This window comes from Thalassospira sp. MCCC 1A03138, assembly GCF_002115785.1.
Lineage (GTDB): Bacteria > Pseudomonadota > Alphaproteobacteria > Rhodospirillales > Thalassospiraceae > Thalassospira.
In genome coordinates this window covers 237,042-257,724 of the sequence record NZ_JFJY01000005.1, presented here as the reverse complement: position 1 = coordinate 257,724, position 20,683 = coordinate 237,042, and the positions used below count along the sequence as shown (strand labels likewise).

Sequence of the window (20,683 nt, the reverse complement as noted above, 5' to 3'; positions counted from 1 at the left end):
CGCTTTTGAACCGTCTCGCTAAAATGGTTGGTTGGATAATCCAAAGATTAGTTTTGAATTTCAAACTCGACTGCTCTGGGATTCTTTTGGTCTTCTGAAAATAAAACACGGAAACCGATGTCATTTAGCGTTTCAAATGACTCGTGCTCACTACGTAAGACAAGCTTCGATGCTAGATTTTCAACCTTCATCGGCAGTAATACGAGGCAAGATCGTGGAGATAGTGCTATGCGACATTCCGTTTGAGACGCGTCTGGGGAACATACTGATGATGCCACTATTTGATGCATCAGAGTGCTAGCTGATAAATCAAACAAGGATATGTCACCAGTCTTTTCTATAGAAGAAAAATGGTTGATGATCGATTGCAGGGCTGCTTGATGCCAGTTAACCGCTGATGGTTTAGGTGCGGTATTAATTTTTAAGCGTCCGGCAATGATGTGAGTTCCTTTGGTTGAGTAAGTATGAACAACTATCTCGCTGGGGGCATTTGCTTCAATTCCGGCGATTGGAATTCCGACAGTAAATTGTATTACTTTAGCATCGTCAGGTATCGGGCCGAGCTGCTCGCCTGATAGTGGAGCTTCAAGGGGAACTACTATTGGTTCTGGCTCGTTCGGAATAGTCAACCGTATTTCTTTTAGAAAATCGGGCGTGCGTACATCTGTTCCGTAAGTAACATCAATATGCATCGCCGTGATCGTATGCGGGAAATTTTGAACTAATAGCTCCCGATTGTAGCGCCCAACAAATGTTACCTTGCCGCTCACCTCTCGGCGAGCGTCATCATAAAAGGCCGCAGTTGCAAAGTTTTGTACAGTCATGCTACTTGAACCATGACGGTAGTTGATTGTGTCTGTGCCGAGTGGTGTGCATCAAGTTCATGCATGTGCTCATTTGGGTTTGTAGATGCTTGATTGCTTCCCTCTTTCACAATATGAGCTTTCTCGAAAACTATCTTGGGTCGGGTGTTTGACTCGTAAGCGATCTCAGCGATAGATCGGAGAGTCAAGTCAGCCTTGCCGGAGAGTTTGCGCGTGATTACGGCTTTATCGCATCCAATATTGCGAGCCATATCAGAGCGTGTTTTCCCATATTTGCTTGTTGCTTCTTCAACCGCTTTCACTAAATCTCGGCGCACTTGCCCAATGAAGCGACCAGCCGCACGACTGTGTGGTGTAAGGTTAATTTTGAAGCCCATTGACTATCTCCAGATATGTCGGTCTTTTCTTGGGTTCCAGCCCTAGTCTCGTTCTTTTGGTAACCGCCTCTTCACAGAGTCCTGGGTATAAATCCAGATCGCGTTCTTCTCGAAGTTGCTCAAGGGTTGATTTCATCTTGATGTTTGTGACGATGAAGATGTTGACTTCGTGAAACCAACCAAAAATTCTTAGGTCGGTGGTTTTGAATTCCCAGACATCTTTAGGGGCGATACGAAGCTCTTTAAGGTTATCGTGGCGTTTGTTTGCGCCCATCCAATAACAGGCACCGGCTACAGTTATGCTCCCGCCTGAGCAATATTGATGAAATACATCGTCCAGTTGTTCTGCTGGGGATACAGAGTTTTCCGGGTATAGCGTTTGTGCATTTCCAAGCTCTTCTTCGACAAACTGAGCAACTTCAGGGGTGGCATATATGTAACGCTGTGGTAAAGCGCTTGCTTCAAGTTCACACTCGAACTTCTGTAGCTGACCATCTTCTACCAGTTTGCGTACAGTTGACATATATGTCAACTCCATAGTTGAGCAGCCTAAACAAGCCAGCTATTCAGTTTGTGAATAGATAATATCTTATTATGCTAAACAGCTTTGGGTTGCGCAACATTCATGATTGTTAATGTAAAATTAATACTAGACCGTACTGTCGCATAGTGCTTTTGGTGCCGAGACCCAGTTCTATTTGCGGTTCGATACTTCTATGTCGACAGCTAGTTGTGTAGATGGGGTCTACGGCTGTTCTGAGGTAATAAGTGCTGTCTTTAGGGTGGCGTTTGCAGAGATATCTTGCCGCAATAATTATTCGAATTCGTGACGATAGTCGCCGTATCCCTCTGCCTCAAGATCGCGGACGGGGATAAAACGCAGCGATGCGGAATTGATGCAATAGCGCAGGCCACCGGCTTCTTTGGGGCCATCGGGAAAAACATGGCCCAGATGACTGTCACCATGTTTGGAGCGGACTTCAATCCGGCGCATGCCGTGCGTATTGTCTTCGCGGGCGATGACATGATCGGTTTCGACCGGGCGGGTGAAGCTTGGCCAGCCGCAGCCGGAATCAAACTTGTCGCGGGATGTGAATAACGGCTCGCCCGAGACGATATCGACATAAAGCCCGTCTTCCTTGTGATCCCAGAATTCATTGCGAAACGGCGGTTCGGTGCCGCTGTTTTGCGTGATGTGATACTGGTTGGCGTCAAGTGCTTTGATTGCGTCCGGGTTCTTGGTGTATTTCGTCATGGTTACTCCGGCAGGCGTGATTTTGTCATGCTTCCGAAGATGGTCGGATTGGCCGCAATGTCCAGTGCCTTCACGGCAAAGTTATGGATTTTGGTGGCTTGTTCACCCTTGGCACCACGGCTGGCGCTTTGTTTTGCCGTCATAAGGGCGGGCGAAACCCTGATTGATTAGTTCCTGATCAAGTGCCTTGCCGTCAATGCGCACCGATGCAACGACACGCCCACCATAACGCCCCCATTCAGGTTCGCAGAATTCAACGCGTTTGGCCGATTTCAGGCTTTGACGCGCGAAATCACGGGCTTTGCCGGCAAGGGATTTTTCGGTTTCGCATTTGCCACGGATTTCGGGCGTATCCACCCCACGCACACGCACCGACATTTCGGCAATTTCGCCGGGAAGGCCGGGGATATTCACATAGATGGTGTCGCCGTCATAGGCATATTCGCCCTGACGTTCACGAAGCGGCCAGTCATAGCAGGCGGCGTTGGCAGCGATAGGGGCGAATGGCGAGAGGAGAGTAACGAGGAGCGAAGTCATGATCGTGTGATGGACGGACCGGCGGGGCATGGGCGTGTTCTTTTGGCTTGTCTAAGGCGGATTAAAGTTTCAGGCGGGCAAGAATCTGGCCGGCGCGTTGTTCGACGGGACCTTTACGGATTTCAACCGGCTCATAACCGCATTGAAGATAGGTGCGATACAGAACGACATATGTTCTGACGGCCTCAGAGAAGCTTTGTGTTCGCGCATTGTCGTTTTTGTAGATTTCCGACCATGGCGGCAGGATGAAAACCGTTCTGCGATAGCGATAGGTTTCAATGGCGCGTTTAAGCCCGGGATCATCGGGCAGGCCGGAAAGTTCACGGTGGGCGAGCGTATCGGGCAGGCCGCGATCAAAGAAAACCATTTGCGGGTCCTGACCCATGCCATGTTGCCAGGCGCGGATCGAACCGCGCGTCATTAACCCGGCATAGGCTTCGTTATCGCCCCAAGGCAGGGCATTGCCGCCGCGTTCCTGCTGTTCCTTGATCACGGCACGCGCGACTTCGCGGCTGATTTCATAGCCACGTTCATGAAGATAATTGATCAATGTGGTCTTGCCTGCACCGGGCCCGCCGGTGATGACAACAAGATTGGATGGATAAGGCGATTGCATTCGTATTCCCTGCACAAGGCGCACGATATGAAAGCGCTTTGCGGCAAGCTGATGGCGTAAAAATGATTGTTTGGACCTTTGGGGCAGGACGCCCGCAAGGCAGGGAGACGCAGGGCATTAATCCGCTGGCGACAGGCTGTCAATACAGAGATGGACGCCTAGTAGCAGCTTTCGGCCCGGGCGATAGAGCCGGTCCCGGCATGGATGGCGGTTACGGTGCCGTCCCGCCCGGTTTCAAAGCGGATGCCCGATGTTTTGGCATCATTTGCCCACCATGTCAGATAACGGCCATCGGGGCCGTCATATTCGTGTTCTTCCTCGATCAGGCCATCGCCATATGCGGCGCGCACGTCATCAATGGTATCGCCGACCTGAATGGCGCGGCCAGTTCGGATCAGGCTGGTAGCGATGTCATATTCGTCGGCATAAACCGAAATGCGGGCCAGTTTGCTATCGACCATCATAAAGCCAAGCCCGGTCGGGCCGCCAGCCGATTGCAGGTGATAGCATTCGGCATCCTCGGTCCCTTCGCGGGTTGATGTCATCGGTTCGACCATGGCAGCACGAACTTCATCCTCGGTCATGCCAGTTTTGGCGTCACCATATCCTTCGGGTGTCAATGTCGAAAGCGGGGTGTTTATGGCATCAAGGACAAGAATATCGATGGTGGCGATATCGTCGCGGACCGTAACAGCCCCAGGTTCGATCCGCTGCGACAGATAGGTTTGCGCACCCGATTGTCTGTCTTGCCAGCTTTCGGGCAACAGAAGTCGTTCACGTGGTTCAAGACACAGGTACTTTGCCCCCTTTAACCGGTCGGCATGGTCAAAGGTAACATTGGCCGGAATATCCATGCAGATTGTCTGTGGAAGGTCGCTATACCAGTCGACCGGGGTGCCACGATCATCGCAAATCGTCGGATCAAACCGCAATTCGCAATAGGGCGGGACCGTATCGCGCAGGACCATATCAAAAACCATCTGACCCTGATCGGCTTCGGCGATCAGGGTTCTTACAACATCCTCGTCGGGGTTGAGGATCTGGTAATGCGTCAGGTTCCAGACAAAATCGTCGCGCAGGTCAAACAGGACGTAGGGATCGGCCGCTTGCATCTCGGCAGCATTTTCCTGCGCAAAGCCTGTAGCGGAAAAATGTGCCAGTCCGGTTGTCAAAACTGTCAAAACTGTAAGTGTTACAGGTCGCATTACGTGTCCGGTGAAATGTTTTGTATTTGTGTCAGAATCTTATGCGAAACATATGCCATTGCGCCACTCGCATTTGGTAGGAGCCGGGGCAGCGGCACAAAATTATGGATCGGGCTTTTCGATACGGGCCAGAATATGGTCCGAAACAAGTTGTGCCGATGGCGACAGACGATGCCCGCGCGCGGTAATCAGGCTGTAGGGCTTGATTTCAATCGCATCGTCAAATGGCAGTTCGGCAATCATGCCCCCGATACTCAGAAGCGATGTGACTTCTTCGGCCATTGGCGCAATGGCATCCGTGCCCGACAGGGTGGAAAGGGTGACCAGAAGTGACGCGGAATTCAGGCTGGAATGCGGCAAAGGCAAATGGCGCGAGATGAAAACATCTTCGATCGTACGGCGCATCAGGTTGCCCGGTGGCGGTAAAATCCATTCGAACTTGGCAAGACGGGCAAGGGATACCGCTTTGTTTTCGGCAAGCAACGGGTGCCCGGCGCGGACCATCAGGCGGATTTTCTCGCTTCGGATTTCGCGGATATTGAACTGGCGTGGGTCCATGTCCTCGGGCACGCGACCAATGACAAAATCATGATCGCCTGCCAGTAGATCCTTGATCAGCAAATGCGATGGCCCGACCGAAACATGGGCTTCAAGCAGGGCATTGATCGACTGTACGGTTCGGATCGCGGGCACGACCAGATCGACTGCCGCGGCGGTCACCGCACCGATAAAAACCGTGCCGCCGCCATGTTTGATATCCTCAATCTCGCGTTCGGCCTCGCGGATTTCAATCAGCATGCTGCGCGCACGCCGGGCAAGGGCGCGACCGGCATTGGTCATTTCAATACCGCGTGATCCGCGCACGCACAGTCGGGCTTCAAGGATGGTTTCCATTTCCGACAACAGACGCGATGCCGCGGGCTGCGATGTTTGCAACATGTCTGCGGCCTGGCTGATCTGCCCGGTTTCTTCCATCGCGACGATCATGCGCAGATGGCTAAGCTTCAGTCCACGTTGAAACAGATTGCCGGATCGAAACAGCAGGGATTTCGCGGAACTGAGCGGCAGCGTCTTGGCGGGTTCGGTCATGATGGTTCTCCTTGCCAGACAAGTTTAATATATCATTTTTGATATGCAAGTTTCGAAATTCCTTATTTGATTGTTATGTCTGGCCCCGGAATAATGGCGCCGCATCCTGCGGGAAAACGGGATGCATCACCAAGCGAAAAACAAAGACGCGGCGCATACAGGCAGCTTTGCCTGGAAAGTCGGGCAAAAGGCTGTAAAGGCCGTGTCTTTTAGGGAGGAAAGATATGAAACGTCTCAGTGCCGTAATGGCAGGGGTCGCCTTTGGCGCGGCCGCAATGATGAGCCCGATGATTTCTGGCAGTTATGCACATGCCGATGAAAAAGGATATGTCGGGATCGCGATGCCCACCAAATCCTCGGCACGCTGGATTTCGGACGGCGAGTCCATGGTTAAGCAGTTCGAAGACGCCGGTTACAAAACCGATCTGCAATATGCAGAAGACGATATTCCCAACCAGCTTTCCCAGATTGAAAACATGATCGTCAAGGGCGTCGATGTCCTTGTGATTGCTGCAATCGATGGCACAACGCTTTCGAATGCACTTGAAAATGCCAAGGCCGCCGGGATCAAGGTTTTCGCCTATGACCGCCTGATCCGCGAAAGTGCCAATGTCGATTATTATTCGACCTTTGATAACTTCCAGGTCGGCGTGCAGCAGGCAACCTCGCTTGTTGACGGTCTTCTGGCGCAGGGCGAACCGCCGTTCAACGTTGAACTGTTCGGTGGATCGCCGGACGATAACAACGCTTACTTCTTCTATAACGGCGCAATGTCGGTTCTGCAGCCGTTGATCGATGAGGGCACGGTTGTGATCAAATCCGGCCAGATGGGCATGGACAAGGTCGGTACACTTCGCTGGGACGGTGCGGTTGCACAGGCCCGTATGGATAACCTGCTGTCGGCTTATTACACTGACGATCAGGTTGATGGTGTCCTGTCGCCCTATGACGGTCTTTCGATCGGTATCCTGTCGTCGCTTAAGGGCGTTGGCTATGGTTCCGGCGACATGAAAATGCCGGTTGTAACCGGTCAGGATGCGGAACTGCCGTCGGTCAAGTCGATCCTTGCCGGTGAACAGTATTCCACGATCTTCAAGGACACCCGTGAACTTGCACGTGTCACAGTTTCGATGGTTGATGCCGTTCTTGCCGGTAAAGAACCGACCATCAATGACACCAAAACCTATGACAACGGTGTCAAGGTTGTGCCGTCCTATTTGCTGGAACCGGTCATGGTCGACAAATCCAACTGGGAAGAAATCCTGGTCGGCTCGGGCTACTACGAAAAGGATCAGGTTCAGTAATTTGCTGATCTGAACGTGACAAAGGGCGGGCTCGCTCTTGAATGCTGGCCCGCCTTTTTCCTGTGCTGCCGAAAATGGACAGTTGCAGGTAAACAAGACTGCGACCGAGAATATGGCCGTTGTAATAGCATCGGCAGTGGGAGGACCGGATGGATACCATCCTGGAAATGCGCAACATCACCAAAACCTTTCCGGGGGTGAAGGCGCTGGACGATGTCAGCCTTAAAGTGGAACGTGGTGAAATCCACGCCCTTTGCGGCGAAAACGGGGCCGGTAAATCGACCCTGATGAAGGTACTGAGCGGCGTTTACCCGATCGGTAGCTATGAAGGTGACATCCTTTATGACGGGGATGTGCAGGAATTCAAGGATATCCGCGACAGCGAAGAGCGCGGCATCATCATCATTCACCAGGAACTGGCACTTGTACCGTTGCTGTCGATTGCCGAAAACATCTTTCTGGGCAACGAGATTTGTGAAAATGGTGTGATCAACTGGCCCGCGACCTTTGCGCGCACTGGCGAGCTTTTGAAAAAGGTCGGCCTTCGCGAAACACCCAGCGAACTGATTACGAATATTGGTGTCGGCAAGCAGCAGCTTGTTGAAATTGCCAAGGCGCTTTCGAAAAAGGTCAAACTTCTGATCCTTGACGAGCCCACGGCAAGCTTGCAGGAAAATGATAGCCAGAAGCTTCTGGACCTGTTGCTGGAATTCAAGGCGCAGGGCATTACGTCGATCCTGATTTCGCACAAACTGAACGAGATCAATCGCGTTGCGGACCGCATCACGATCATTCGCGATGGCAAGGCGATTTCGACCCTAGATGCGCGCGGCGGCAAAATTACCGAGGACGATATCGTCAAGGATATGGTCGGGCGCGATATGGCGCACCGCTATCCGGATCGTACGCCCAATATCGGTACGGCCAAGCTGATGGAAGTCCGCAACTGGAATGTGACCCATCCACTGCATCCTGAACGCAAGGTCGTCAAAAACGTCAATATCGATGTTGCGGCGGGCGAGGTTGTTGGCATTGCCGGTCTGATGGGGGCCGGGCGGACCGAACTTGCCATGAGCATCTTTGGCCGTGCCTATGGCGCGGACATCAGCGGCGAAGTCCTGATCAATGGCAAGCCTGCGGATGTAACGACCGTCGAAAAGGCGATTGCGTCGGGTCTTGCCTATGTCACCGAGGATCGCAAGGAAATGGGGCTGGTGCTTGAAGAAAGCATCACGACCAATATTACGCTCGCCAATCTTGATGGTGTTGCCGAACGTGGTGTCATCAATGAAGGTGCCGAACGTCAGGTGGCCGAGGAATACCGCAGCAAAATCAATATCCGCACCCCGAATGTCGCGCAAAAGGCGGTCAATCTTTCGGGCGGGAACCAGCAGAAAGTCGTTCTGGCAAAATGGCTGTTTGCCGGGCCGGAGGTCCTTATTCTGGACGAGCCAACACGTGGTATCGATGTGGGTGCGAAATACGAGATTTATACGATTATCAACCAGCTGGCAGCCGACGGTAAGGGGGTCATCATGATCTCGTCGGAGATGCCGGAGCTTCTGGGCATGTGCGATCGCATCTATGTGATGAACGAGGGTGAGATCAAAGGGCAACTGGCGGCAAACGATGCCAGCCAGGAAAAAATCATGCGCATGATCCTGAAAGCGTGAGGAAGCAGACAATGACGGATACTTCTAGCAGAAAATCAATGGGTTATTACCTGCGCACGCATATGCGCGAATACGGCATGGTGATCGCGCTGATCGCGATTCTGGCCTTCTTCCAGGTGATGACCGATGGCGTGATGCTCAAACCGGTCAACCTGACCAACCTGTTCCTTCAGAACAGCTATATCATCATAATGGCAGTAGGCATGCTGCTGGTGATTGTCGGTGGCCATATTGACCTCTCGGTCGGATCGGTCGTCGGCTTTATCGGTGCGCTTGCTGCGGTGATGATTGTCCATTGGGATTTGCCGACGATTATTGTGATCCCGGCCTGTCTGATCGTCGGTGCGATTATCGGTGCCGCCCAAGGATATTGGGTTGCCTATTGGCGCATTCCGTCCTTTATCGTGACGCTGGCCGGTATGCTGGTGTTTAAAGGTTTGACGCTGGCGCTTCTGGGCGGGGCATCGGTTGGTCCGTTCCCTGACAGCTTCCAGGCGATGTCTTCGGGCTTCCTCCCCGATTTCTTTGCCGGTTTGATCGAAGGCCGGTTTAACATCTTTTCGATGGTTCTGGGCGTTGCAATCGCGGTGATCCTGCCGGTCCTTGGTCTGCGGGCACGCGCCAAGCAGGCGAAGTTCGCCGAAGTCGAAGAGCCGATCGCGTTCTTTGCCGCCAAACATGCGATTGCCGGTATCGCGATACTTTATGTCACCTATCTTCTGTCGACCTATCGCGGGTTACCGAACGTTTTGATCGTGATGGCGCTTCTGATTGCGATATTCACCTTCATCACCAACAGCACAACGCTTGGTCGCCGTATTTATGCGCTGGGCGGGAATGAAAAAGCCGCCAAGCTTTCGGGCATCAATACCAAACGCCTGACCTTCCTGACCTTTGCCAATATGGGCATGTTGGCCGCACTCGCCGGTCTGGTGTTTGCCGCGCGTTTGAATACGGCAACCCCGAAAGCCGGTCTTGCGTTCGAGCTTGATGTGATTGCGGCCGTGTTTATCGGTGGCGCGTCGATGTCGGGCGGGGTTGGCAAGGTGATCGGTGCGGTGGTTGGCGCGTTGATCATGGGGGTCATGAATAACGGCATGTCGATCATTGGTGTTGGTATCGACTGGCAGCAGGTCATCAAGGGTCTGGTCCTGCTCGCGGCTGTGATCTTTGACGTCTATAACAAGAACAAAGCGTAACAACATGCAGACGAGGAACGGCACGGTTCTGACAGGATCAGTTGCTTTGATAAAGCAATTGCAAAGCCGTGCCGTTCAAAGTCCCCTATATGGAATGCCACATCCATATGGAAACGGACCCGTCTCGATAAAAACTCATAAAGGAGAACGGGCATGACGAAGTTCAAACCGGCAGCATGGCCCCGCGTCCTGCGTTCGCAGGAAGGCTGGTTCGGCGGAACCAGCAAGGACAATATCTATCACCGCAGCTGGATGAAGAACCAGGGCCTGCCATCGGACCTGTTTGACGGTCGTCCGGTGATCGGGATTTGCAATACCTGGTCGCAGCTGACGCCTTGCAACGCGCATTTGCGCGATCTGGCGGAACGCGTCAAACACGGTATTTACGAAGCTGGTGGTTTGCCGCTTGAATTCCCGGTTTTCTCGCCGGGCGAAAGCACATTGCGCCCGACCGCCATGATGTTCCGTAATTTGTGCGCTATGGATGTCGAGGAAGCGCTGCGCGGAACGCCGCTTGACGGTGTGGTTCTGATGGTGGGCTGCGATAAAACCACCCCAGCCCTTTTGATGGGGGCTGCAAGTGTTGATATCCCGGCGATTGTGGTCACCGGCGGGCCGATGCTGAACGGTAAATGGCGCGGTCAGGATATCGGTTCGGGCACGTCGCTTTGGCAGCTTTCCGAAGACCGCAAAGCCGGCAAGATCAGTACCGAGGATTTCCTTGAAGCCGAAATCGCCATGTCGCGTTCGCCCGGTTCGTGCAACACGATGGGCACCGCATCCACCATGGCCAGCATGGCCGAGGCACTGGGCATGGCGCTTTCGGGCAATGCTGCGATTCCGGCCGTGGACAGCCGTCGCCGCGTGATGGCGCATGTGACCGGCCGCCGGATCGTGCAGATGGTCAAGGACGACCTGAAACCATCCGACGTCATGACCAAGGAAGCGTTTGAAAATGCGATCCGGGTCAATGGGGCGATTGGCGGTTCGACCAATGCGGTGATCCATTTGCTCGCCATTGCCGGGCGTGTTGGCATCGACCTGACACTTGATGATTGGGACCGTCTGGGTCGTGACATTCCGACGATTGTGAATCTGCAGCCCTCGGGCAAATACCTGATGGAGGAATTCTTCTATGCCGGTGGTTTACCGGTGGTCATCAAGGCACTGGGCGAGGCGGGCAAGCTGCATAATGATGTATTGACCGTTTCGGGTGACACCATGTGGGATCAGGTCAAGGATGTTCAGAACTGGAGTGACGATGTCATTCGTCCGTTCGAAAAGGCCCTGACCCAAAGCGGTGGTATTGCGGTTGTCAAAGGCAACCTTGCGCCCAATGGTGCGGTGTTGAAACCGTCGGCGGCAACAGCTTCCTTGCTCACCCATCGTGGTCGTGCCGTGGTGTTTGAAGATATCGACGATTACAAGGCCAAGATCTATGACGAAAGCCTTGATATCGATGAAAACTGCATCATGGTCCTGAAAAACTGCGGGCCGAAAGGCTATCCGGGCATGGCCGAGGTCGGCAATATGGGCTTGCCGCCCAAGGTGCTGCGCAAGGGCATTACCGACATGGTGCGTATTTCCGATGCCCGTATGAGCGGTACAGCATATGGCACGGTGGTTCTGCATACATCCCCTGAAGCCGCTGCTGGCGGCCCGTTGGCGGTGGTGCAGAATGGCGATATGATTGAACTGGATGTGCCAAACCGCAAACTGCATCTCGATATCAGTGACGAGGAGCTTAAAAAGCGCCTTGATAACTGGAAATCAACGGTGCCGGTACCCGAAAGTGGCTATGCGTCGCTGTATTACAAAAGCGTTATTGGCGCGGACAAGGGGGCCGATTTCGACTTCCTTGTCGGTCATCGTGGCAAGGAAATTCCGAAAGACAGCCATTAGATCAAATCTCCCGCAAGACGCGATAGCGTTGATTGCGCACTCCGACCGGTCGGCAGGAAACTGCTGACCGGTTTTTTGTTCTTCACCACAATCACAATAAAGACGGTCAGTTTCCCTGCGCGGGCAATTATGTGAAGGGATCGATTTTTTGGGAAAATGGTGGGCGTAACAAGATTCGAACTTGTGACCTCTCCCGTGTGAAGGGAACGCTCTAACCAACTGAGCTATACGCCCGAATTCGGAAATCGCGGCCCGGTTGGGCAGCTTGTTTTCCGTCGGTAGCGCGGGGTTATAAGGTTGTGATCCAGGGGTGTCAAGCAGCCTGTTTGACGATTTTCCTGATTGTGTCTGGCAGGGTTTCAAATGCAGTAACAACCCCGTCCGCGCCCAGATTTTTTGCATGTGTATTATCGACTTCAAAGGCCACCGCAATGGCCGGAATGCCCAAATCGCGTGCGGCATTCACATCATTGGCATGATCGCCAACCATGATCGAGATATCGCCCCGTGCCCGGTCATATCCGGCTTGATCCAGGGCGAATGCCAAATGAGCGCCGTCTGGCTTTTTAACGTGCGTTGCATCGCCGCCGGCAATCACGGCAAACAGGTCGGAGACACCCAGCCGTTCAAGGATGCGTTTGCAGGGTGCGGTCGGTTTGTTTGAGGCCAGACCAATGATCCAACCATCTGCTGCCAGATTGCGAAGGGTTGCTTCGGCATTTTCAAACAGGCGGGTATGGGCATAGTCGGTGTCGACATAACGTGTGGTGAAATCGCCTTCGCAGTCATCAAGTTGTTGACCATCAATCGTGACACCGCGCGCATCAAACGCCCGTTTGGTCAGTATTCTGGTGCCATCGCCCAGCATGGCTTCGAGTTCGGGACGGGCAAGTGGCGCAAGGTCGTGGGCGGCGAGGGTTTCGTTCATAGCAAACAGCAGATCATCCACCCCGTCAATCAGGGTGCCGTCAAGATCGAACAGGATGAATTTTGCCATTTTGCGATGCTGCCTTTGAAAATGAAAATCGATTTATCGGACCTTAACCGAAATGGTGTCATTAACAAACGGTAACATCTGCTAACACGAAGTAACAAAACGTGATTCTTTCGGGGCTTTTGCCTTTGGGGATTATAGGTTAGGAGTTGCTTCAAATCGGCTGTGACAGGTTCGGACCGGGATATCGTGACCGGATCGAAAACAAAGGGGACGCCGTGTAACGCATGGCACAACAGGGTTAAAGCATGTCGCGTGAATTAAGTGTGGTGGTTCTGGCTGCGGGTATGGGAACGCGAATGAAAAGCGAGATCCCCAAGGTCATGCACAAGATTGCAGGTAAGCCAATGGTCAATCATGTGATTGATACGGCGGCCCATCTTAACGCAACCAAAACCATGATTGTTGTCGGGCCGGATATGCCCAAACTGATTGAGGCCGTGTCCCCGCATCCGACATTTGAACAAACCGATCGACATGGAACCGCACATGCAGTGCTTGCCGCTAAACAGGCCCTGCGGGGCCTTCCGGGCAATGTCCTTGTGCTTTATGCCGACAGTCCGCTTTTTACCGCCGAAACCCTGTTGCGCCTAGTCGCGGCGCGCGAGGATGGCGATCACGCGGTTGCGGTTTTGGGATTTCGCCCTGAAGACCCGACCGGTTATGGCCGCCTTGTGACCGATCCGGCAAATGGTGAGTTACTGGCGATTGTTGAAGACAAGGAATGTGACGAAACGCAACGTGCGATCAATTTTTGCAATTCCGGTGTGATGTGCTTCCGTGCTGAAAGCATGATTGAAACCCTTGAAGCGATTGGAAATGCCAATGCCAAGGGCGAATATTACCTGACCGATGCGGTCGAGGTGGCGCGTGTCAACGGCAATAGTTGCGTTGCTGTTGAGGTCGCCGAGGAAGAGACACTTGGCGTGAATTCCAGAAGCCAGCTTGCCGAGGCCGAAGCCATTATGCAGTCACGCCTGCGCGAGGCGGCAATGGTGAATGGTGCGACCCTGATTGATCCGGGGTCGGTCTATCTGGCCAGCGACACCAGATTGGGCCGGGATGTTGTTATCGAGCCGAATGTGTTTTTCGGTCCCGGTGTTACGGTTGGCGATGAGGTAACCATCAAAGCCTTCAGCCATCTTGAAAGCTGTGTGGTGGGCGACAAAGCCGATATCGGGCCCTATGCCCGTTTGCGACCGGGCGCGGAAATTGGTGCCGGTGCCAGGGTTGGAAATTTTGTCGAGATCAAAAAGGCTGTTGTTGAAGACGGGGCGAAGGTCAATCACCTCAGCTATATCGGTGATGCCCGTATCGGGGCAAAGGCCAATATCGGTGCCGGAACCATCACATGCAATTACGACGGATATCGCAAACAGCATACTGATATCGGGGCAGGTGCATTTATCGGTTCCAATTCGGCACTGGTCGCCCCCGTATCCATCGGGGATGGTGCCATTATTGGTGCGGGCAGCACGATTACCGGAACGGTCGAAGCCGATGCCCTGGTGATAGAGCGTGCGCAACGGCTTGATAAACCGGGCTGGGCGCGGGTATTTCGCGAGAAGATGAAGGCCCTTTTGGGTAAGTAACGGCAATTAACGCGCGGCATTTGCGTGCGCGACGGGCAAAATTTCGACGGGGAAGATAATAACTATGTGCGGCATTATCGGCATTATTGGCAAGGACAGCGTCAGCGACCGTATTCTTGAAGGGCTTAAACGGCTTGAATATCGGGGCTATGACAGTGCCGGGATTGCGACCCTTGTGAATGGTCATATTGATCGCCGCCGGGCCGAAGGAAAGCTGATCAATCTTGCCAACCGTCTTGCGGAAATGCCGCTGGCGGGGGATGTCGGCATTGGTCACACCCGCTGGGCGACCCACGGTGTGCCGACCGAAAACAATGCCCATCCGCACACCGACGGCAAGGTTGCCGTGGTGCATAACGGCATCATCGAAAATTATCAGGAAATCAAGGCTGAGCTTTCCGGCAAGGGCCGGGTTTTTGCCACCGATACTGACACCGAAGTGATCGTGCATCTGGTTTCCGACTTCCTTGATCAGGGCAAAACCCCGCGAGAAGCAGTCGCTGCCACATTACATCGGATTGAGGGGGCCTTTGCGCTAGTAATCATGATTGCCGGACAGCATGACGTGATTTTTGGCGCGCGCCGTGGTACACCACTTGCTGTTGGTTTGGGCGAGGGCGAGATGTATCTTGGTTCGGACGCGATGGCTCTGTCGCACCTGACCAACAAGTTGATTTACCTTGAGGAAGGCGATTGGGTCGAACTGACTCGCGACGGCGTTCAGGTCCGGGACGAGCATGATAATGGCGTTACCCGCGAAACAAAGCTTTCGGCTGTCTCCGGGGCCATGATGGGCAAGGGTAACTATAATCATTTCATGCAAAAGGAAATTTTCGAGCAACCAGCCGTGATTGGCGACACGTTGCATGCCTTCATCAATCCGGCAACGCGCACGATCAAGCTGCCCGACATGCCGTTTTCGTTTAACGATGTCAGCCGGTTGACGATTGTAGCGTGCGGCACGTCCTTCTATGCCGGAATGGTGGCAAAGCACTGGATCGAACGCTATGCCGGACTTGGCGTTGATGTCGATATTGCGTCCGAATTCCGCTATCGCTGCCCGCCGCTTCCAAAAGGGGGCGTTGCGCTGTTTCTTTCGCAATCCGGCGAGACGCTTGATACGCTGGCAGCCCTTCGTTATGCGAAGTCCAAGGGTCAGAAAATCGTTTCCATCGTCAATGTGGCCGAAAGCACGATTGCACGTGCAAGCGATGTGGTCTTGCTGACCTATGCCGGGCCGGAAATCGGTGTCGCCTCGACCAAGGCATTTACCACGCAATTGACGGTGCTGGCCTGCCTTGCGGTGACGATTGGACGAGATAACGGGACGCTGGACAAGGACGAGGAAGCCGCCATCGTCAACGCGCTGACCGAGGTGCCAAAACATGCGGCCGAAGTCCTTCATCATGACGATGAAATCCGTGAACTTGCGATCAATATCGCTGATGCGCGCGATGTGCTTTATATCGGCCGCGGCCTTGGCTATCCGATTGCGATGGAAGGGGCGCTGAAGCTCAAGGAAATTTCCTATATCCACGCCGAAGGCTATGCGGCGGGCGAGATGAAGCATGGCCCGATTGCCCTGATTGATCAGTCGGTTCCGATCATCGTTATTGCACCGTCCGACGAACTTTTTGAAAAAACCGCATCGAACATGCAGGAAGCGGCTGCACGTGGCGGACGGGTAATTTTCCTGTCTGATGCAGAGGGGCTTGCGAAGCTTGGCGATATGGCATCCGCCACGGTCGAACTGCCAAAGGTTGCGGACTTCGTCGCACCGATCCTTTATACGATTCCGGTTCAGATGCTGGCCTATCATGTGGCGGTTCACAAGGGCACGGATGTCGATCAGCCCCGTAACCTCGCCAAGTCGGTTACGGTGGAATAAAGTCGATATTTCTGGCGACAAAGTTGGATAAACGGGCGGGGCCTATGAAGGTCATTGTGACAGGTGGTGCAGGGTTTATCGGGTCGGCGGTCTGTCGGCTTTTGGCCGGGCAGAAAAAGATTGAGGTTCTCAACCTTGATAAGCTGACATATGCGGCCGATTTGCGCACTGTTCAAAGTGTTTCCTCGCTGCCCAATTACCATTTCGTAAAACAGGATATCTGCAACCGGGCGGAACTTGACCGGGTATTTGATGATTTTCGGCCCGACGCCGTGATGCATCTGGCGGCAGAAAGCCATGTAGACCGTTCGATTGACGGGCCGTCTGAATTTATTCAGACGAATCTTGTTGGTACATTCACCCTGCTGGAAGCAGCACGGGATTATTTCAACGGCTTATCTGCTGAACGACGGTCGACTTTCCGGTTTCATCATATTTCGACTGACGAGGTGTATGGTTCGCTTGGGGACGAGGGGCTTTTTACAGAAGAAACCCCCTATGCGCCCAATTCGCCATATTCTGCAAGCAAGGCGGGATCGGATCACCTGGTGCGCGCCTGGCATCATACGTATGGGTTGCCGGTGATTATCAGCAATTGTTCGAACAATTACGGGCCCTATCAATTCCCCGAGAAGCTGATCCCCCTGATGATCCTGAATGTCTTGCATGGCAGGGCGTTGCCGGTTTATGGCGATGGCAAAAACACGCGGGACTGGCTTCATGTTGAAGACCATGCAGACGCGCTTTTTACCATTTTGACCGAGGGACGAATTGGCGAGAAATACAATGTCGGTGGTTGCAACGAAGTTGCAAATATTGATGTCGTGCGCAGCATCTTTGATGTTGTGTCGCGGTTTCAGCCCGATGCTGTGACAGGTGACTTTGAGGCGCAGGTTCGGTTCGTGACCGACCGCCCGGGGCATGACTGGCGGTATGCGATTGATCCATCGAAGATACGCGACGAGCTTGGCTGGGAACCAAAACACAGCTTTGAAAGTGGTCTGGAGCAGGCAGTGAAATGGTATCTGGCAAATCGGGTGTGGTGGGAGCCGATCCTGAAAGATAAATATGCGGGTGAGCGTCTCGGAACGGTAAAATAGTGATGATTAACGCACTTGTCTTTGGCGAGAACGGCCAATTGGGAAGAAGTCTGGCGGTATGTGGCGCGGCTTTCCCGAAAGTCCGTTTGACACTCTTGGGTCGGAACAAGTGCGATTTATCCGATCTGTCGTCTATTGCCGCCGTGATTCGCGACAATGATCCGCAGGTGATCATCAATGCGGCTGCTTATACGGCCGTTGATCTTGCTGAAAATGATCGTGACAGCGCCTATCGGGTCAATTGCGATGCCGTTGATATGATGGCCCGGGCTGCCGACGATCTTGATATTCCGCTGATCCATTTTTCAACCGATTATGTTTTTGATGGCGCGTCACAGCGACCATACTGCGAAGATGATCCGGTCGCGCCACTTGGCGTTTACGGTGCCAGCAAACTGGCAGGCGAAAGCGCGGCGAGGGCTTCGGCTAAGCGCCACCTTATTTTCCGTACTGCCTGGGTTTACAGCCCGTTTGGCAAGAATTTCGTCAAGACGATGCTGGGATTGATGACGCAACGTGATGTTCTGACGATTGTGAATGATCAGCATGGATGTCCGACATCGGCAATTGATCTGGCGAATGCGACCTTGCGATTATTACCGGTGATACTTGATCCGAATTTTTACGGATTTGGGACCTATCATCTTGTTTCCGATAATCCGATGACATGGTTTGATTTCGCCAAACGTATTCAGGATGTCGCGATTGCGCAGTTTGGGGCAAACTGGATCGGAAAAAATTGCAGGATCGATCCGGTCACTTCGGATGCCTTTCCAACGATTGCCAAGCGTCCGGCCTATTCCATAATGTCGACACAGAAATTTGCCGATACTTTTGGTTATGGGCCGCCCGATATTTCGGAAAGCCTTCCGACATGCTTGAACAACCTTGAAGCGGGCAGATAGAAAATGCGTAAAGGCATCATTCTGGCGGGTGGAACCGGATCGCGTTTGCATCCGTCGACAATGGTTGTGTCAAAGCAACTGTTGCCGGTTTACGACAAGCCAATGGTCTATTACCCGCTGACGACATTGATGTTGACCGGGATCAGGGAAATCCTTTTGATCAGTACGCCGCGCGATTTACCGTTATTTCGTGAGCTGTTGGGGGATGGTCAGAGGTGGGGGCTTCAGATCGAATATGCAGTGCAGGAAGAGCCCCGCGGCCTTGCCGACGCGTTTCGGGTCGGGGCTGCCTTTATCGGCAATGACCCGTGCTGTCTGATTCTGGGGGATAACATATTTTTCGGCCATGGTCTGACCGAACTTCTGGTCAACGCGATGAAGCAGACCACCGGCGCAACGATTTTTGCCTATTATGTGCAGGACCCTGAACGTTACGGTGTCGTCGAATTCGATAACAAGGGAATGGCAAAAGGAATTGAGGAAAAGCCGAAAGAGCCGAAATCGAATTATGCCGTGACCGGGATGTATTTCTATGACGCGCAGATCGTTGAAATCGCAAGATCCATAAAACCATCGGCGCGTCGCGAGCTTGAAATTACCGATGTCAACAATGCGTATCTGGAACGCGGGCAGTTGAATGTGGAAAAGATGGGGCGCGGATATGCCTGGCTTGATACTGGAACCCATGGTGCGATGCTTGATGCCGCAAACTTTGTTGAAACAGTAGAAAAGCGGCAAAGCCTTAAAATTGCTTGCCCCGAAGAAATAGCATTACGTACAGGTCTGATTGATGAGGGGCAATTTGAAAAGCTGATTGATGCCTTTGGTGCCAGCTCGTATCGTGACTATCTAATATCCGTTTTGCGCAGCTTGCATCGGATTTAGACGACAGTTCAGTTTTCGTCTCTAACTGTTTCGAGATACTTTTTGAACGACATAGCATTGGTATCTTTAGCTGACAGTATCAACTGGCTTTCATCCATCGGCCAGTCAATGGCAAGATCGGGATCGTTCCATAGAATGGCATGCTCGGCCGAAGGGGTGTAAGGCCTGCTGACCTTGTAGACGACTTCTGTGTCAGGGGCGAGCGTCAGAAAACCATGAGCAAACCCGCTCGGAACAAAAATCTGGTTCCAGTCATCGGCGTTGATTTCGGCAATAACCGATTTCCCAAGTGTTGGCGAATTGGGACGAATGTCGACGGCAACGTCGAGGATGCGACCGCGCAGAACCCGAACGAGTTTGTCTTGGGCATACGGTTCGCGCTGGAAATGCAGGCCGCGCAAAACACCGGGGCTTTTGGAAAAGGAATGGTTATCCTGAACGAAATCCTGCGTGATTCCAGCCTGTGAAAACTCCTCGTGATTATAGGTTTCGGAGAAGAATCCCCGCTCGTCTTCGAATTTTCTCGGGAAGAGTAGTTTGACTTCGGGGATTTCCAAGGATTCGATCTTCATAAAATCACCATTTTGAGACCCAAGTGGTCCAATCGGGCTAATGACCTGCAAGACGAATATTCTACTTAGCATAACTGATAGAGATGCGTTGGGGATTTGGTTACATCAAAGTCCGCCAATGAGTTTATCTTGGCGAATGAAGGGTTTCGGAAATCGTGTCACAATATTGCCCTTTGTCATGTGAGGTGTCGCGTGATAGGCAAGACGTCAGAAAATGATCGTGGCGCGGCGCGTGGGCGAAGCGCTCCGGCTTGATTCTCGCAAGTGCGAGAAAATCCCCAAAATCATGACATTTTTGCGTCCTTTTGCTCTCTTCTGTTGACAAATTCCGATGGTTTCAATACATGCTGTTAGCACTCGCCGGGGGTGAGTGCTAATACGGGCTCATCCCGGTTAGTTTTGTACTTAATCGAGCCATACTTAAACACGGAGTTGTCTAACATGAAGTTCCGTCCGTTACATGATCGTGTGCTGGTGCGTCGTGTCGAATCCGACACCAAGACTGCCGGTGGCATCATTATCCCGGATACCGCGAAAGAAAAACCGCAGGAAGGCGAGATCATCGCTGTCGGTTCCGGTGTTCGCAAAGAAGACGGCTCGCTTGTCGCGCTCGACGTCAAGGCTGGTGACAAGGTTCTGTTCGGCAAATGGTCGGGCACCGAAGTCAAGGTCGATGGCGAAGAGCTGCTGATCATGAAAGAGTCCGACATTATGGGCATCATGGAATAAGTCAGCCTTCTGGTGACTCAAATCCACGTTCATCCGT

General features: G+C 52.9%; 20 protein-coding genes and 1 tRNA gene. 10 read left to right on the top strand and 11 right to left on the bottom strand.

Features of this window, described 5'->3' with window-relative positions:
• Window positions 1–47: 47 nt before the first annotated feature.
• From TH468_RS12610 to TH468_RS12575, 8 genes are all read right to left on the bottom strand, one after another.
• Complete coding sequence (locus tag TH468_RS12610; protein ID WP_085644581.1) at window positions 48–824, bottom strand: hypothetical protein; 777 nt, start codon at window positions 822–824, stop codon at window positions 48–50.
• Window positions 821–1,201: a hypothetical protein gene (locus TH468_RS12605; RefSeq protein ID WP_085644580.1), complete on the bottom strand. Its 381-nt coding sequence runs from the start codon at window positions 1,199–1,201 to the stop codon at window positions 821–823. The genes TH468_RS12610 and TH468_RS12605 overlap by 4 nt, the downstream gene beginning before the upstream one ends.
• Window positions 1,185–1,724 carry a hypothetical protein gene (locus TH468_RS12600; protein WP_139834709.1) on the bottom strand — a complete coding sequence of 180 codons (540 nt, stop codon included), beginning with the start codon at window positions 1,722–1,724 and terminating at the stop codon, window positions 1,185–1,187. Before TH468_RS12600 ends, TH468_RS12605 begins: the two co-directional genes overlap by 17 nt.
• A gap of 291 nt (window positions 1,725–2,015) precedes the next feature.
• A complete protein-coding gene (gene msrB / locus TH468_RS12595) occupies window positions 2,016–2,456 on the bottom strand; it encodes a peptide-methionine (R)-S-oxide reductase MsrB (protein WP_085644576.1) in 441 nt (146 codons plus the stop codon).
• Window positions 2,457–2,558: 102 nt separating this feature from the next.
• A complete protein-coding gene (locus tag TH468_RS12590; RefSeq protein ID WP_114121152.1) occupies window positions 2,559–3,023 on the bottom strand; it encodes a thermonuclease family protein in 465 nt (154 codons plus the stop codon).
• A gap of 31 nt (window positions 3,024–3,054) precedes the next feature.
• Entirely contained in the window at window positions 3,055–3,609 is a 555-nt protein-coding gene (locus TH468_RS12585; protein WP_085644574.1) for an AAA family ATPase, read from the bottom strand.
• Between the two features lie 158 nt (window positions 3,610–3,767).
• Complete coding sequence (locus tag TH468_RS12580; protein WP_139834708.1) at window positions 3,768–4,721, bottom strand: hypothetical protein; 954 nt, start codon at window positions 4,719–4,721, stop codon at window positions 3,768–3,770.
• 195 nt (window positions 4,722–4,916) lie between these two features.
• Complete coding sequence (locus tag TH468_RS12575; RefSeq protein ID WP_062952027.1) at window positions 4,917–5,903, bottom strand: LysR family transcriptional regulator; 987 nt, start codon at window positions 5,901–5,903, stop codon at window positions 4,917–4,919.
• 224 nt (window positions 5,904–6,127) lie between these two features.
• Between TH468_RS12575 and chvE the strand changes: the two genes are divergently transcribed.
• The 4 genes from chvE to araD all read left to right on the top strand — a co-directional run bounded on the left by chvE (window position 6,128) and on the right by araD (window position 11,981).
• Window positions 6,128–7,207, top strand: coding sequence for a multiple monosaccharide ABC transporter substrate-binding protein (gene chvE / locus TH468_RS12570; protein WP_062952028.1), 1,080 nt, complete (start codon window positions 6,128–6,130; stop codon window positions 7,205–7,207).
• Between the two features lie 149 nt (window positions 7,208–7,356).
• The gene (gene mmsA, locus TH468_RS12565; RefSeq protein ID WP_062952029.1) at window positions 7,357–8,880 is read left to right on the top strand and encodes a multiple monosaccharide ABC transporter ATP-binding protein; all 1,524 of its coding nucleotides are present in this window, start codon (window positions 7,357–7,359) and stop codon (window positions 8,878–8,880) included.
• Window positions 8,881–8,891: 11 nt separating this feature from the next.
• Window positions 8,892–10,079, top strand: a complete 1,188-nt coding sequence (gene mmsB / locus TH468_RS12560) for a multiple monosaccharide ABC transporter permease (RefSeq protein ID WP_085644571.1) — start codon at window positions 8,892–8,894, stop codon at window positions 10,077–10,079.
• Between the two features lie 153 nt (window positions 10,080–10,232).
• Window positions 10,233–11,981, top strand: coding sequence for an L-arabinonate dehydratase (gene araD, locus TH468_RS12555; RefSeq protein ID WP_085644569.1), 1,749 nt, complete (start codon window positions 10,233–10,235; stop codon window positions 11,979–11,981).
• A gap of 157 nt (window positions 11,982–12,138) precedes the next feature.
• Here the strand turns inward: araD and TH468_RS12550 are convergent.
• Window positions 12,139–12,215, bottom strand: a tRNA-Val gene (locus TH468_RS12550).
• Window positions 12,216–12,294: 79 nt separating this feature from the next.
• Complete coding sequence (locus tag TH468_RS12545) at window positions 12,295–12,978, bottom strand: HAD-IA family hydrolase (protein WP_085644567.1); 684 nt, start codon at window positions 12,976–12,978, stop codon at window positions 12,295–12,297.
• A 245-nt stretch (window positions 12,979–13,223) separates the two neighbouring features.
• On the opposite strand from TH468_RS12545, the gene glmU reads away from it, so the two are divergent.
• The 5 genes from glmU to rfbA all read left to right on the top strand — a co-directional run bounded on the left by glmU (window position 13,224) and on the right by rfbA (window position 19,345).
• A complete protein-coding gene (gene glmU / locus TH468_RS12540; RefSeq protein WP_085644565.1) occupies window positions 13,224–14,567 on the top strand; it encodes a bifunctional UDP-N-acetylglucosamine diphosphorylase/glucosamine-1-phosphate N-acetyltransferase GlmU in 1,344 nt (447 codons plus the stop codon).
• 64 nt (window positions 14,568–14,631) lie between these two features.
• A complete protein-coding gene (gene glmS / locus TH468_RS12535; protein ID WP_085644563.1) occupies window positions 14,632–16,455 on the top strand; it encodes a glutamine--fructose-6-phosphate transaminase (isomerizing) in 1,824 nt (607 codons plus the stop codon).
• Window positions 16,456–16,499: 44 nt separating this feature from the next.
• Entirely contained in the window at window positions 16,500–17,555 is a 1,056-nt protein-coding gene (rfbB, locus tag TH468_RS12530) for a dTDP-glucose 4,6-dehydratase (protein WP_085644562.1), read from the top strand.
• A 2-nt stretch (window positions 17,556–17,557) separates the two neighbouring features.
• On the top strand, window positions 17,558–18,460 hold the full coding sequence (rfbD, locus tag TH468_RS12525) for a dTDP-4-dehydrorhamnose reductase (RefSeq protein ID WP_085644560.1): 903 nt from the start codon (window positions 17,558–17,560) through the stop codon (window positions 18,458–18,460).
• Window positions 18,461–18,463: 3 nt separating this feature from the next.
• Window positions 18,464–19,345, top strand: coding sequence for a glucose-1-phosphate thymidylyltransferase RfbA (gene rfbA / locus TH468_RS12520; RefSeq protein WP_085644558.1), 882 nt, complete (start codon window positions 18,464–18,466; stop codon window positions 19,343–19,345).
• Window positions 19,346–19,353: 8 nt separating this feature from the next.
• Here rfbA and rfbC read toward each other — a convergent pair whose 3' ends face one another.
• Window positions 19,354–19,917, bottom strand: a complete 564-nt coding sequence (rfbC, locus tag TH468_RS12515) for a dTDP-4-dehydrorhamnose 3,5-epimerase (protein WP_085644556.1) — start codon at window positions 19,915–19,917, stop codon at window positions 19,354–19,356.
• A gap of 441 nt (window positions 19,918–20,358) precedes the next feature.
• Between rfbC and groES the strand changes: the two genes are divergently transcribed.
• Entirely contained in the window at window positions 20,359–20,646 is a 288-nt protein-coding gene (gene groES / locus TH468_RS12510) for a co-chaperone GroES (protein WP_007090384.1), read from the top strand.
• The last annotated feature ends 37 nt before the right edge of the window (window positions 20,647–20,683 follow it).

What these genes read in the sequence shown, in the direction of transcription:
- chvE (WP_062952028.1), top strand. Translation starts at nt 6,128, where the DNA reads ATGAAACGTCTCAGTGCCGTAATGGCAGGGGTCGCCTTTGGCGCGGCC.
- TH468_RS12545 (WP_085644567.1), bottom strand. Translation starts at nt 12,978, where the DNA reads ATGGCAAAATTCATCCTGTTCGATCTTGACGGCACCCTGATTGACGGG.
- rfbD (WP_085644560.1), top strand. Translation starts at nt 17,558, where the DNA reads ATGATTAACGCACTTGTCTTTGGCGAGAACGGCCAATTGGGAAGAAGT.
- rfbA (WP_085644558.1), top strand. Translation starts at nt 18,464, where the DNA reads ATGCGTAAAGGCATCATTCTGGCGGGTGGAACCGGATCGCGTTTGCAT.
- TH468_RS12575 (WP_062952027.1), bottom strand. Translation starts at nt 5,903, where the DNA reads ATGACCGAACCCGCCAAGACGCTGCCGCTCAGTTCCGCGAAATCCCTG.
- TH468_RS12610 (WP_085644581.1), bottom strand. Translation starts at nt 824, where the DNA reads ATGACTGTACAAAACTTTGCAACTGCGGCCTTTTATGATGACGCTCGC.
- araD (WP_085644569.1), top strand. Translation starts at nt 10,233, where the DNA reads ATGACGAAGTTCAAACCGGCAGCATGGCCCCGCGTCCTGCGTTCGCAG.
- msrB (WP_085644576.1), bottom strand. Translation starts at nt 2,456, where the DNA reads ATGACGAAATACACCAAGAACCCGGACGCAATCAAAGCACTTGACGCC.
- TH468_RS12605 (WP_085644580.1), bottom strand. Translation starts at nt 1,201, where the DNA reads ATGGGCTTCAAAATTAACCTTACACCACACAGTCGTGCGGCTGGTCGC.
- TH468_RS12580 (WP_139834708.1), bottom strand. Translation starts at nt 4,721, where the DNA reads ATGCAAGCGGCCGATCCCTACGTCCTGTTTGACCTGCGCGACGATTTT.
- rfbC (WP_085644556.1), bottom strand. Translation starts at nt 19,917, where the DNA reads ATGAAGATCGAATCCTTGGAAATCCCCGAAGTCAAACTACTCTTCCCG.
- glmU (WP_085644565.1), top strand. Translation starts at nt 13,224, where the DNA reads ATGTCGCGTGAATTAAGTGTGGTGGTTCTGGCTGCGGGTATGGGAACG.
- TH468_RS12585 (WP_085644574.1), bottom strand. Translation starts at nt 3,609, where the DNA reads ATGCAATCGCCTTATCCATCCAATCTTGTTGTCATCACCGGCGGGCCC.
- glmS (WP_085644563.1), top strand. Translation starts at nt 14,632, where the DNA reads ATGTGCGGCATTATCGGCATTATTGGCAAGGACAGCGTCAGCGACCGT.
- TH468_RS12590 (WP_114121152.1), bottom strand. Translation starts at nt 3,023, where the DNA reads ATGCCCCGCCGGTCCGTCCATCACACGATCATGACTTCGCTCCTCGTT.
- TH468_RS12600 (WP_139834709.1), bottom strand. Translation starts at nt 1,724, where the DNA reads ATGTCAACTGTACGCAAACTGGTAGAAGATGGTCAGCTACAGAAGTTC.
- mmsA (WP_062952029.1), top strand. Translation starts at nt 7,357, where the DNA reads ATGGATACCATCCTGGAAATGCGCAACATCACCAAAACCTTTCCGGGG.
- groES (WP_007090384.1), top strand. Translation starts at nt 20,359, where the DNA reads ATGAAGTTCCGTCCGTTACATGATCGTGTGCTGGTGCGTCGTGTCGAA.
- rfbB (WP_085644562.1), top strand. Translation starts at nt 16,500, where the DNA reads ATGAAGGTCATTGTGACAGGTGGTGCAGGGTTTATCGGGTCGGCGGTC.
- mmsB (WP_085644571.1), top strand. Translation starts at nt 8,892, where the DNA reads ATGACGGATACTTCTAGCAGAAAATCAATGGGTTATTACCTGCGCACG.